The 12,007-nt window shown below is 74.3% G+C and carries 11 protein-coding genes; 8 read left to right on the forward strand and 3 right to left on the reverse strand.

The window, feature by feature from the left end:
* Window positions 1-21: 21 nt before the first annotated feature.
* Window positions 22-1,581 carry an amidophosphoribosyltransferase gene (gene purF / locus O2W15_RS07870; RefSeq protein WP_269179008.1) on the forward strand — a complete coding sequence of 520 codons (1,560 nt, stop codon included), beginning with the start codon at window positions 22-24 and terminating at the stop codon, window positions 1,579-1,581.
* Window positions 1,578-2,642 carry a phosphoribosylformylglycinamidine cyclo-ligase gene (purM, locus tag O2W15_RS07875; RefSeq protein WP_269179009.1) on the forward strand — a complete coding sequence of 355 codons (1,065 nt, stop codon included), beginning with the start codon at window positions 1,578-1,580 and terminating at the stop codon, window positions 2,640-2,642. Before purF ends, purM begins: the two co-directional genes overlap by 4 nt.
* A gap of 122 nt (window positions 2,643-2,764) precedes the next feature.
* On the opposite strand, the gene O2W15_RS07880 is transcribed toward purM, so the two are convergent.
* On the reverse strand, window positions 2,765-2,980 hold the full coding sequence (locus O2W15_RS07880; protein WP_036336377.1) for a DUF3073 domain-containing protein: 216 nt from the start codon (window positions 2,978-2,980) through the stop codon (window positions 2,765-2,767).
* A gap of 199 nt (window positions 2,981-3,179) precedes the next feature.
* The gene (locus tag O2W15_RS07885) at window positions 3,180-4,235 is read right to left on the reverse strand and encodes a Glu/Leu/Phe/Val family dehydrogenase (protein WP_269179137.1); all 1,056 of its coding nucleotides are present in this window, start codon (window positions 4,233-4,235) and stop codon (window positions 3,180-3,182) included.
* A gap of 287 nt (window positions 4,236-4,522) precedes the next feature.
* Between O2W15_RS07885 and O2W15_RS07890 the strand changes: the two genes are divergently transcribed.
* The 4 genes from O2W15_RS07890 to O2W15_RS07905 all read left to right on the forward strand — a co-directional run bounded on the left by O2W15_RS07890 (window position 4,523) and on the right by O2W15_RS07905 (window position 8,865).
* Window positions 4,523-5,512, forward strand: a complete 990-nt coding sequence (locus O2W15_RS07890; protein WP_269162761.1) for a sugar ABC transporter substrate-binding protein — start codon at window positions 4,523-4,525, stop codon at window positions 5,510-5,512.
* 173 nt (window positions 5,513-5,685) lie between these two features.
* Window positions 5,686-6,570, forward strand: coding sequence for an ABC transporter permease (locus tag O2W15_RS07895; protein ID WP_269179010.1), 885 nt, complete (start codon window positions 5,686-5,688; stop codon window positions 6,568-6,570).
* The gene (locus tag O2W15_RS07900) at window positions 6,567-7,376 is read left to right on the forward strand and encodes an ATP-binding cassette domain-containing protein (protein ID WP_269179011.1); all 810 of its coding nucleotides are present in this window, start codon (window positions 6,567-6,569) and stop codon (window positions 7,374-7,376) included. Before O2W15_RS07895 ends, O2W15_RS07900 begins: the two co-directional genes overlap by 4 nt.
* 151 nt (window positions 7,377-7,527) lie before the next feature.
* Entirely contained in the window at window positions 7,528-8,865 is a 1,338-nt protein-coding gene (locus O2W15_RS07905) for a peptidoglycan DD-metalloendopeptidase family protein (protein WP_269162764.1), read from the forward strand.
* An 80-nt stretch (window positions 8,866-8,945) separates the two neighbouring features.
* On the opposite strand, the gene O2W15_RS07910 is transcribed toward O2W15_RS07905, so the two are convergent.
* Window positions 8,946-9,416, reverse strand: coding sequence for a hypothetical protein (locus O2W15_RS07910; RefSeq protein WP_269162765.1), 471 nt, complete (start codon window positions 9,414-9,416; stop codon window positions 8,946-8,948).
* A 66-nt stretch (window positions 9,417-9,482) separates the two neighbouring features.
* Between O2W15_RS07910 and O2W15_RS07915 the strand changes: the two genes are divergently transcribed.
* Window positions 9,483-10,349 carry an MBL fold metallo-hydrolase gene (locus O2W15_RS07915; protein ID WP_269179012.1) on the forward strand — a complete coding sequence of 289 codons (867 nt, stop codon included), beginning with the start codon at window positions 9,483-9,485 and terminating at the stop codon, window positions 10,347-10,349.
* A gap of 27 nt (window positions 10,350-10,376) precedes the next feature.
* Window positions 10,377-11,993: a GMC family oxidoreductase gene (locus O2W15_RS07920; protein ID WP_269179013.1), complete on the forward strand. Its 1,617-nt coding sequence runs from the start codon at window positions 10,377-10,379 to the stop codon at window positions 11,991-11,993.
* Window positions 11,994-12,007: the final 14 nt, after the last annotated feature.

The following is a 12,007-nucleotide window of genomic DNA, read 5'->3' on the forward strand; positions in this document are numbered from 1 at the left end:
GCAGCCGGTACGCTCGCACCCGTGCCTCGCGGTGATGGACGGCTGACGCACGACCTCGACCCCCAAGACGCTGGTCCCCAGGACGCCTGTGGCGTCTTCGGGGTCTGGGCGCCGGGGGAGGAGGTCGCCAAGCTGACCTATTTCGGCCTGTACGCCCTCCAGCACCGCGGTCAGGAGGCGGCCGGCATCGCGGTGTCCGACGGCTCCTCCGTCGTGGTCTACAAGGACCTCGGCCTGGTCAGCCAGGTGTTCGACGAGCCGACGCTGGGCAGCCTCCGCGGTCACATCGCCGTCGGCCATGCCCGGTACTCCACCACCGGGGCCTCCACCTGGGAGAACGCCCAGCCGACGTTCCGCACCACCGGGGCGGGCACCGGGCTCGCGCTGTGTCACAACGGCAACCTGGTGAACACCGCCGAGCTGGCCAGCGCCGCGGCCGACGAGGGCGTGGCCGGGGCGTTCGTCGCGACCAACGACTCCGACCTGGTCACCTCGCTGATCGCGGCCAAGCCCGACATGTCGGTCGAGGCGGCGGCGATGGAGGTGCTCCCGCGCTTGCGGGGGGCGTTCAGCTTCACCTTCATGGACGAGGACACGCTCTACGCCGCCCGTGACCCGCAGGGCGTGCGGCCGCTGGTCCTCGGCCGGCTGGAGCGGGGCTGGGTCGTCGCCAGCGAGACGGCGGCGCTGGACATCTGCGGCGCCTCGTTCGTCCGCGAGGTCGAGCCCGGTGAGCTGATCGCCATCGACGAGGACGGGCTGCGCAGCCAGCACTTCGCACCCTCGGACCCCAAGGGCTGCGTCTTCGAGTACGTCTACCTCGCCCGGCCGGACACCACGATCTCCGGCCGCGGCGTGCACGCGGCGCGGGTCGAGATCGGCCGCCGGCTGGCCAAGGAGCACCCGGTCGAGGCCGACCTGGTCATCCCGGTCCCCGAGTCGGGCACGCCGGCCGCGGTCGGGTACGCCGAGGCCTCCGGGATCCCCTACGGGCTGGGCCTGGTCAAGAACTCCTACGTCGGGCGCACCTTCATCCAGCCCAGCCAGACGATCCGGCAGCTGGGCATCCGGCTGAAGCTGAACCCGCTGCGCGACGTCATCCGCGGCAAGCGCCTGGTGGTCGTCGACGACTCGATCGTGCGGGGCAACACCCAGCGGGCGCTCATCCGGATGCTCCGTGAGGCCGGCGCCCTCGAGGTGCACGTGCGGATCGCCTCACCGCCGGTGAAGTGGCCGTGCTTCTACGGCATCGACTTCGCCAGCCGCGCCGAGCTGGTCGCCAATGGCCTGGACGTCGACGGGGTGCGCGCCTCGATCAACGCCGACTCGCTGGGCTACGTCTCCGAGCAGGGGCTGATCGCCGCCACCGAGCAGCCGGCCAACCGGCTGTGCACCGCCTGCTTCACCGGCGAGTACCCGATCGCCCTCGGCCAGCCGGAGGTGCTGGGCAAGCACCTCCTCGAGGGCATCGGCCGCCGGGCGCTGACCGAGGAGGCCTCCGCGGTCACCGGCTGGACCGGCCAGCAGGCCGGCAGTCCGACGGTCCCCGGTGGGGCCGACGACGCGCTGAGCCGGCCGTGACGGCCCACGAGGGCGAGCTGACCTATGCCGCCTCCGGGGTCGACATCGACGCCGGCGAGCGAGCGGTCACCCTGATGCGCGCCGCGGTGGAGAAGACCAACCGCCCGGAGGTCGTCGGTGGGCTGGGCGGGTTCGCCGGGCTCTTCGCCCTGGACACCGCCAAGTACCGCAAGCCGCTGCTCGCCTCCTCGACCGACGGCGTGGGCACCAAGATCGCGCTGGCCCGGGCACTGGACCGGCACGACACCGTCGGGATCGACCTGGTCGCCATGGTCGTCGACGACCTGGTCGCCTGCGGGGCCGAGCCGCTGTTCCTGCAGGACTACGTCGCCTGCGGTCGGGTCGTGCCGGAGCGGATCGCCGCCATCGTCACCGGGATCGCCGAGGGCTGCACGCAGGCCGGTGCCGCACTGGTGGGTGGGGAGACCGCCGAGCACGGTGACCTGATGGGCGCGGACGACTACGACCTGGCCGCCACCGCGGTCGGGGTCGTCGAGGCCGATGCGGTGCTGGGGCTGGAGCGGGTGCGGGCCGGCGACGTCGTCGTCGCCATGGCCTCCTCCGGGCTGCACTCCAACGGCTACTCGCTGGTGCGCCGGGTCGTCGACCGGGCGGGCCTGGACCTCACCGGCACCCCGGCCGGCCTGGGCCGCCCGCTCGGGGACGAACTCCTCGAGCCCACCCGGATCTACGCCCGCGACTGCCTCACGCTGGTCGAGCAGCTGGGCGTGGAGACGGTGCACGCCTTCGCCCACATCACCGGTGGGGGGCTGGCCGGCAACACCGTCCGCGTCGTCCCGGCCGGGTTGGAGGCGGTGCTGGACCGGAGCACCTGGGCGCTGCCCGCGGTGGTGCGGCTGCTGGAGGAGCACGGCGTGCCGCGCGCGGAGTCCGAACGGGCCTTCAACTGCGGCGTGGGCATGGTGGCCGCGGTCGCGCCCGAGCACGCGGACCGGGCGGTCGACCTGCTCCTCGCCCGCGGCGTCCCGGCCTGGGTGGCCGGCACGGTCGGGGCGCACGACGGAGACGCCTCGGCGCGGCTGGTCAGCTCCTACCGCTGACGGAGGAGCCCCGGCCCCCACCGCGCGCTCGCGGCGGACCTGCCGGGTCGGGACGCGCGACGACACCGCTCCCCCCGAGGGAGGACCGGTGTCGCCGCGCTACAGAGGGCTGGGTCGCCGGTTCAGCGGCTGGCAGCCCAGTCGTCGTCTTCGTCGTCCTGCGACCAGCTCCCGACGTGCGTGTCGTCCTCGTCGTCGTCCTTCGGCCCCCGGGAGGGGAACGACGACGGCTGTCCAGCCAGTTCGCGCTGGAGGGCAGTGAGGTCGGTGTTGGGTGAGCTGTACTTGAGCTCACGGGCCACGCGTGTCTGCTTGGCCTTCGCTCGGCCGCGCCCCATGGCTCGACCCCCTCGTGACGGAGTGCGGGTCGTCTCCAGCACTGGGCTGGACGGCCCGTGTGGCGACCCCGACTGAGTGACTGTGTCCTTGGCCGAGCTTACGACACGGATCGGTCACGGGCACGCAGCCCACCCCCCGGCTGCCTCATCCGGAGGTGGATGTGACCGGGGTCTCACCCATTTCGGCTGCAGGAGCCGGTCATCGGGGCAGTCGGATGGTCGCCAGTCGCCCCACGGAACTCATCCGCTCCTCGGCGAGTCGGTCGGCGGCCACGGCCGGGGAGACGCCCTCGGCATCGGCGGCGGCGAAGACCCGCAGGGCGACGTCGAAGATCGAGGTCGCCTTCGACTCGGCCCGGGGGAAGGAGAACCCGTGCCGCTCGTCCTCGACCTGGATCACACCGCCGGCGTTCACCAGGTAGTCGGGGGCGTAGAGGACGCCTCGGCCGCGCAGCAGCTCGGCGGTGCCCTCGTGGGCCAGCTGGTTGTTCGCCCCGCCACAGACGATCTCGGCGGGCAGCACGGCCACGGTCTCGTCGTCCAGGGCGCCACCGAGGGCGCAGGGGGCGTAGACGTCGTGCGGCGTGCGCACCAGGGTCGCGGTGTCGGCGACCGCCTGCACCGTGGAGTGCCGGGCCCGGACCCGGGCGACCGCGGCCGGGTCGACGTCGGTCACGACGACGGACGCGCCGTCGGCGACCAGCCGGTCGACCAGCCAGCTGCCCACCTTGCCCACCCCGGCGACGGCGACCGTGCGGCCGGCCAGTGTCGGGGAGCCCCAGCGGTGCTGGGCCGCGGCACGCATCCCCTGGAAGACGCCGAAGGCGGTGAGCACCGAGGAGTCCCCGCAGCCGCCGAAGGCCTCGGACCGGCCGTGGGCGAAGCGGGTCTCCCGGGCCACGACGTCCAGGTCGGCGTTGTAGGTGCCGACGTCGCATGCGGTGAGGTACCGCCCGCCGAGGCTCTCGACGAAGCGTCCGTAGGCGCGCAGCAGCGCCTCGGTCTTGTCGGTGTGCGGATCGCCGATGATGACCGCCTTGCCACCGCCCAGGTCGAGGCCGGCCAGGCTGTTCTTGTAGGCCATCGCCTTCGACAGCGCGAGCGCGTCGGCCACCGCGGCCTCCTCGGAGGCGTAGGGGAAGAAGCGGGTGCCGCCGAGCGCCGGGCCGAGCGCGGTGGAGTAGACCGCGATCACCGCGCGCAGCCCCGACCCGGGGTCGGAGCAGAAGACGACCTGTTCGTGCCCGGAGCCCATCACGTCCACGACCGGCAGCCTAGGCAGCCGCACGCCCGTCCGCCGCGTGCGCGCGCCCCCGCGGGGCGCGCGTTGCCGCTCCGTGGACGGCGCAACGGCAACGGCCGGGTCTCGTCGAGGAGGTCCGTGCCGTGTCCGCCTGCCGCGGCGGGCATGATCAGGGGTGGACCAGAGGCGCCGGCCGACCCCGGTGCCGCACACTCCTCTGGGTGGCCCGAGTCGGGGCCGACCGGTGGAGGACACCAGCGGGGCATCGCAGCGCCGCCACACAGGAGGACACGCACACGATGGCTCGACCCATGCGGCTGCTCGCACTCGCCCTGGCAGCACCCCTGTTGCTGAGCGCCTGCTCCACGGAGAACTCCGGCGATGGCGGTGGCGACGAGGGCGGGGACGGCGGTGGCGCGGCCGCCTCCGGTGACCTCGACTTCGCCGTGGTCACCCACGGGGCGGCCGGTGACGCCTTCTGGGACGTGGTGCAGAACGGCGCCGAGGCCGCCGGGGAGGACCTCGGCGTCGGTGTGGACTACCAGAGCGACGGCGACCCGCAGCGGCAGTCCCAGCTGATCGAGGCCGCGGTCAACCAGGACGTCGACGGCATCGTGGTCTCGATGGCCAACCCCGACGCGCTCGAGGACTCGATCAGCGCCGCGACGGAGGCGGGCATCCCGGTGGTGACGATCAACTCCGGCGCCGAGCGATCCGCGGAGTTCGGCGCGATCGGGCACGTCGGGCAGGACGAGACGATCGCCGGCATCGGCGCCGGGCAGCGGCTGGCCCAGGACGGCGCGACGAACGTGCTGTGCGTGGTGCACGAGGCGGGCAACATCGGCCTCGAGCAGCGGTGCGACGGCGCCTCCCAGGGTCTGGGCAGCGACGTGCAGTTGCTGCAGGTGGACATCAACGACCTGCAGGCGGCCCAGTCGACGATCACCTCGCAGCTGCAGAGCAACCCCTCGATCGACGCCGTGCTGACGCTGAACTCCGCCGTCGCCTCGGTGGCCGCCTCGGCCGCCGCCGATGCCGGTTCCGACGCCGCGATCGCCACCTTCGACCTCAACGCCGACGTCATCTCCGCCATCCAGGACGGCACGATCTCCTTCGCCGTCGACCAGCAGCAGTACGAGCAGGGCTACCTGCCCGTCGTGATGCTCAAGCTGTACGCCGAGAACCTCAACACCGTCGGGGGTGGCCAGGCCGTGCTGACCGGCCCGGGGATCGTCGACGCCGAGAACGTCGACGAGATCGCCGACCTCGCCTCGGCAGGGACCCGCTGAGCGCGACCCGGGAGGCGCCCGTCGACGGGCCGGCCCGCGCCGACGAACGCGTCGCCCGGGTCGGTCCGTGGCGCCGGCTGCTGGTCAAGCCCGAGCTCGGCTCGCTCATCGGGGCCGTCGTCATCCTGGGGTTCTTCTCCGCCCAGTCCGACGTCTTCCGGTCGCTGGCGGGGGTGGCCAACTGGCTGGACGTCGCCTCGGTGCTGGGGATCATGGCGGTCGCCGTCGCGCTGCTGATGATCGGCGGGCACTTCGACCTCTCGGCCGGCGTGATGACCGGCACCACCGCGCTGACGGTGGGCATCGTCGCGGTGGAGCTGCAACAGAACATCTGGGTGGCGATCGCCGCCGCGCTGGTGCTGGCGCTGGGGATCGGCGCCTTCAACGGCTGGCTGGTCACCCGCACCGGCCTGCCCAGCTTCATCATCACGCTGGGCACGTTCCTGATGCTGCAGGGGCTGAACCTGGGGCTGACCAAGCTGTTCACCGGGACGGTGATCGTGCGCGGGATCGCCGACGCCCCCGGCTACCACTCGGCCGAGCTGGTGCTCGCCTCCACGATCGACGTCTTCGGGCAGCCGTTCCGCGTCGCCGTCCTCTGGTGGCTGCTGGTCACGGCGGTGGCCAGCTGGGTGCTGCTGCGCACCCGGTTCGGCAACTGGGTCTTCGCCACCGGCGGTGACGAGGTCGCCAGCCGCAACGTCGGGGTGCCGGCGCAGCGGACGACGATCGTGCTGTTCATGACCACCGCCACCGCCGCGTGGCTGGTCGGTTCGATCACCGCCGTCCGGCTCACCTCGGTGCAGGCCAACACCGGCACCGGGCAGGAGCTGATCTACATCGTCGCGGCGGTGATCGGCGGCTGCCTGCTCACCGGCGGGTTCGGCTCGGCCATCGGCGCGGCCCTGGGCGCACTGATCTTCGGCATGACCCAGCAGGGGATCGTCTACCTGAACTGGGACGCCGACTGGTTCTACTTCTTCCTCGGGGCCATGCTGCTGCTCGCGGTGCTCACCAACCGGCTGGTCCGGCGCTACGCCGAGGCGGCCCGGCGATGAGCACCGCGACCGACGCGCCAGGTGGCGCCCCGCTGCTGGAGCTGCGCGGCATCGGCAAGGACTTCGGCTCGGTGATCGCCCTCGAGGGCATCTCCACCAGCGTGCGCGCCGGGCAGGTCACCTGCGTGCTCGGTGACAACGGCGCCGGCAAGTCGACGTTGATCAAGGTGCTCGCCGGGGTGCACCGGCCGACCCGGGGCGAGCTGCTGCTGGACGGCGAGCCGGTTGACTTCGGTGCGCCGCGCGACGCGCTGGACGCCGGCATCGCCACCGTCTACCAGGACCTGGCGATGATCCCGCTGATGTCGATCTGGCGGAACTTCTTCCTCGGCTCGGAGCCGACGACCGGGTGGGGCCCGTTCCGGCGGTTCGACCGGGCGACGGCCAAGGACGTCACCCGGCGTGAGCTGGCCGCCATGGGCATCGACATCCGCGACCCCGACCAGCCGGTGGGCACGCTGTCCGGCGGGGAGCGGCAGTCGGTGGCGATCGCCCGGGCGGTGCACTTCGGGGCACGGGTGCTGATCCTGGACGAGCCGACGTCGGCGCTGGGGGTCAAGCAGGCCGCCGTGGTGCTGCGCTACATCGCCCAGGCGCGGGACCAGGGGCTCGGCGTCGTCTTCATCACCCACAACCCGCACCACGCGCACCCGGTGGGCGACCGCTTCCTGCTGCTCAACCGTGGCCGGAGCATGGGGGACTTCGCCAAGGGCGAGGTGACACGGGAGCAGCTGACCGACATGATGGCCGGCGGGGACGAGCTCACCCGGCTCGCCGAGGAGCTGGGGCGGCCGGGCGGCGCCTGAGCAGTCGGGTCGACATGATGACCGGACCGGGGGACGACCGAACGACTTCATGACGGCTCGTGGTTGCTGCGCGTGTTGACCGTGTGACTCGTGGTGCGCCTGGGACGCTCCCTGAGCCCACCCGTCCATCCCTCTTCCCCAGGGAGCGACCATGACGCAGCACCTGCGGCGCCCGGCCACGGCGGCCGTCCGCCGGGTCCGCGCCGGACGCCGCCGGCCGTCCCGACTGCTGGCCGGTGCGCTGACCGCAGCCGTCGCGACCGTGCTGGTCGGGGCCGGCGGCGGCATCGCGCACGCCGAGCCGGTGAACCCCAGCGACGAGCAGCTCACCGGCGCCCTGACGGCGCAGGACGCGGCCGCAGCCGAGGTCGGCCGGATCGCCGGGCAGGTCGCGGCCGCCGAGGCGCAGCTGGAGCAGGTCCAGGTGCTGGCCGAGGCCGCCGGCACCGCCTACCTGGCGGCGGAGGAGGCCCGGGTGCTGGCCGAGGCCGCCGCGGCACGGACGGCGCAGGACCTGCAGGCCGCGGCCGACGCCGTCGCCGCCGCCCAGCTGCGGATCGCCGAGTTCTCGCGGGACACCTACAAGAACGGCGGCGAGCTCACCAGCGAGATGGCCCTGCTGGACGTCGGCGGGCCGGCCGAGCTGGTGCAGAAGGCCGCGATGCTGTCCTACGTCGGCGACCACCAGGTCGACGTCCTGGGCGTGATGGAACAGGCGCGGGTGCAGCAGGCCCAGGCCGATGCGGCGGCCCGGGCCGCCCGCGACGAGAAGGTGGCCGCCGAGGCGGCGGCCGAGGGGGCCCGCGTCGAGGCCGAACGGCAGCTGGCCAACCAGCAGGCGGTGTACACCCAGGTGACCGCGGAGAAGGCGGCGCTGGACCAGCAGCTGCAGGACGCCCAGGTGCAGCTGCTCACGCTCCAGGGCGCGCGCAACGCCTACCAGGTGTGGCAGCAGCAGAGGGCGGCCGAGGAGGCCGCGGCCCGGCTGGCCGAGGAGCAGGCCCGGGCCCAGGCGCTCGCCGACGACCAGCAGGCGCTCCAGGCGGACGCCGCCGCCACGGGCTCCGACTCCGCCACCGGCTCCGGCTACGCCCGGCCGGCCGTCGGCATCACGAGCAGCTGCTTCGGCGCACGCTGGGGTGTCACGCACTTCGGCGTCGACATCGGCGCCCCCATCGGCACGCCGGTGCGCGCGGCCACCGCCGGGGTGGTCCAGCGGGCGGGGCCGGCGACAGGCTTCGGGCTGGCGGTCTACCTCCGCGGGGACGACGGTGCGATCACCGTGTACGGCCACGTCAACCGGCACTTCGTCCGCGCCGGGGAGCGGGTCGCGGCCGGTGACCAGATCGCCGAGGTGGGCAACCGCGGTCAGTCGACCGGGCCGCACCTGCACTTCGAGGTGCACCCCGACGGGCAGATGCACAGCGGCCAGGTCGACCCGGTGCCGTGGCTGCGCGCCCGGGGCATCACGATCCGCGGCTGCGGCTGACCCGGGCGACGACGGCCCGGCACCGACGTACTGCGGCCCGGCACCCTGGGGAGGGGGCCGGGCCGCGGTGCGTCGTCGGCTCAGGCGTTGTCGCAGTTCTCCGTGAGCCAGGCGTCCAGCCGGGTCTGGGCGTCGGTCGCCTCGGCCTCGAGGCCGGCGAGCTCCTCCTCCACGCTGGCCTGCCCCTCGGGGGTGGTCAGGTCGACGTCGGCCACGGCCTCCCGCACGCCGACGAACGTCTGGATCAGGACGTCCCAGTCGGCACTGATCTCGGCCGGCGGGTCCAGCTGCTCCAGGTCGGTGATGGTCCGGTCGAGCTGCTCCTGCTGGGTCAGGCCGGCCTCAGGCGGTGTGGTGAGCACGGTCTCGGCCTCGGTGCAGAACGCCTGGACCTCCTCGTCGGAGGTGGTGGCGGAACTGCTGGCGCTGCTGGAGCTGGTGGCGGTCGACGCGGCATCGGGCTGCTCGTCGTCGCTGCCGCAGCCGGCCAGCAGGACGACGGCGGCTGCGGCGGAGAGTCCGGCGCGGAAGGGGGTGGTGAGAGCGCGCATGCTCTCGACGGTAGCCGCTCCCGGCGACGGGCATCGGGGCCCGCCGGGCCCGCTACCGTGCTGCCCGTGACCGCCCCCGTCGACCCGCGGACCAGCTGGGCGCTGCCCGCACCCGGCACGATGGCGCCGGTCGCCGACCCCGAGCCGCTGGTCACCCGGGTGCTGGCCCCCAACCCCTCGCCGATGACGCTGGACGGCACGAACACCCACCTGGTGGGCGAGCCGGGCTCGGGCCAGGCCGTCGTCGTGGACCCCGGGCCGGACGACCCCCGGCACCTGGCCGCCGTCGAGGCGGCGCTGGCCGCCCGGGACGCCCGGGTGGTGGCCGTGCTGGTCACCCACCACCACGCCGACCACGCGGAGGCGGCGCTGCCGTGGGGGCGGCACTTCGGTGCGCCGGTCGCCGCGGCCACCGGTGAGGTCGCCGGCCCGGGCGGCCGGTCGCTCCGGGCGGGGGAGCGGCTGCAGCTGGCGGGCACCACCCTGGACGTCGTCCCGACGCCCGGGCACACCGCCGACCACCTGGCCTTCCGGTTGGCGTCGGGTGCCGTGCTGGTCGGCGACCACGTGCTCGGCCGGGGCACGTCGGTGGTGACGCACCCCGAGGGCGACGTGCTCGCCTACCTCGAGTCGCTGCGCCGGGTGCACGACCTGGGGCCCTCGGCGCTGTACTGCGGCCACGGGCCCGAGCTGACCACCGACCCCGGGGCGGTGCTGCGGTTCTACCTGGCGCACCGGGCGTACCGGGAGCAGCAGCTGCTCGATGCCCTCACCGACGGGTCCCGGACGGTCGAGGAGCTGGTCGCCGTCGTCTACGCGGCCGTGCCGCGGGCGGTCTGGCCGGCCGCCGCCCAGTCGACCCGGGCCACGCTGGCCAAGCTGGTCACCGAGAGCCGGGTCGAGCCCGCCGGGGACCGGGTGCGACTGGCCTGAGCCCGCCGCCGTCCTAGGGTGCCGGGGGTGGAGCTGACGGGGGAGTGGGACGTCGTGGTCGTCGGTGCCGGGTCGTCGGGCTGTGCGCTGGCCGCCCGGCTGGTCGACGCCGGCCGGCGGGTGCTGGTCCTGGAGGCCGGTGCCGACCACCCGCGCCCCGAGGACTTCCCGGCGACGATCCGGGACGCCGCGACGATGGGTGCCGCGACCCCCGGCCACCCCGCGAACTGGGAGCTCACCGGAGAGCTCACCGACGACCTGCGCTGGCCGGTGCCGCGGGGGAAGGTGCTGGGCGGGTCCAGCGCGCTCAACGGCACCTACTTCATCCGGGCCACCCGCGCCGACCTGGACGGCTGGGCCGCCGCGGGCAACGACCTGTGGTCGGCCGACGCGCTGCGCCCGGCCTTCGTCCGCTGCGAGAGCGACGCCGACTACGGCGACCGCCCCGGCCACGGCTCGACCGGCCCGCTGCCGGTCACCCGGGTGCACGAGCCGCACCCGCTCACCGATGCCTTCGCCGGCGCCTGCGACGCGCTGGGCTTCCCGGCCGAGCCGGACAAGAACGCCGACGGCCCGCCCGGACACGGGCCGGTGCCGTTCACCGTCGCCGACGGCGTGCGGGTCAACACCGCGATGGCCTACCTGTCCCCGCGCCGCGAGTCCCCCGACCTCACCGTCGTGGGCGGGGTGCGGGTGACCCGGGTGCTGGTGGAGCACGGCCGGGCGGTGGGCGTGCAGACCGACCGTGGCCCGGTGCGTGCCGCGGAGGTCGTGCTGTCGGCCGGCGCGGTGGGCTCACCGCACCTGTTGCTGCTCTCCGGCATCGGCCCCGCCGACCACCTGCGGGCCACCGGCGTCGACGTCGTCGCCGACGTGCCCGGGGTGGGTCAGGGGTTCAGCGACCACCCCGACGTCTACGTGACCTACCGGCCGGCCCGGCGCACCCCGATGCCCCGGGGGCTGCTGCCGCTGGCCACCGCGCTGAACACCGCCGACCACCTCGAGGTCATGCCCTGGCTCAAGCCGTTCCGGCAGGTGATGCTGTCGCGGACGTCGGGTCCGGCGCTGTCCGGCGTCACCGAGGTGCTGCGCCGGCCCGCGGCGACGCTGCGGGCGCTGCGGGGCGCCTCGGTGCCCCGGCTGCTGGACTCCGCCCGCCGGCGGGACGACCTCTACCTCGCCGTGGCCCTGCAGCAGGAGGAGAGCCGTGGCCGGATCAGCCTGACCACCGCCGATCCGCTGGTGCAGCCACGGATCCGGTACCGCTACCTGACCGCGGACGCCGACCGGCGACAGCTGCGGGCCGGCGTCCGGCTGGCCGCCGATCTGCTGCGCACCCCCGCCTTCGCCCCGCTGGTCGCCGAGCGCACCGGCCTGCCCGACGCCGTCCTGGCCGACGACCGGGAGCTGGACCGGTGGACCCGGGCCCACCTGGCGACCGCGGTGCACCTGGCCGGCAGCGCCCGGATGGGGCCGGCCACCGACCCCGGGGCGGTCGTCGACCAGCACCTGCGGGTGCGCGGCGTGACGGGCCTGCGGGTGGTCGACACCTCGGTGATGCCCCTGGTGCCCTCCCGTGGGCCTGCGGCGACGGCCGTGGCGATCGGCGAGCGGGCCGCCGAGCTGATGACCGGTGCCCGCTGAGGGACCACCCTGTC

This window comes from Modestobacter sp. VKM Ac-2979 (genome assembly GCF_026967995.1).
In the GTDB taxonomy this organism is placed as follows: Bacteria; Actinomycetota; Actinomycetes; order Mycobacteriales; family Geodermatophilaceae; genus Modestobacter.

Excerpts from the sequence above, each read along its gene's own strand:
- O2W15_RS07880 (WP_036336377.1), bottom strand. The coding sequence starts at position 2,980 with ATGGGGCGCGGCCGAGCGAAGGCCAAGCAGACACGCGTGGCCCGTGAG.
- O2W15_RS07885 (WP_269179137.1), bottom strand. The coding sequence starts at position 4,235 with ATGGGCTCCGGGCACGAACAGGTCGTCTTCTGCTCCGACCCCGGGTCG.
- O2W15_RS07890 (WP_269162761.1), top strand. The coding sequence starts at position 4,523 with ATGGCTCGACCCATGCGGCTGCTCGCACTCGCCCTGGCAGCACCCCTG.
- O2W15_RS07905 (WP_269162764.1), top strand. The coding sequence starts at position 7,528 with ATGACGCAGCACCTGCGGCGCCCGGCCACGGCGGCCGTCCGCCGGGTC.
- O2W15_RS07900 (WP_269179011.1), top strand. The coding sequence starts at position 6,567 with ATGAGCACCGCGACCGACGCGCCAGGTGGCGCCCCGCTGCTGGAGCTG.
- O2W15_RS07910 (WP_269162765.1), bottom strand. The coding sequence starts at position 9,416 with ATGCGCGCTCTCACCACCCCCTTCCGCGCCGGACTCTCCGCCGCAGCC.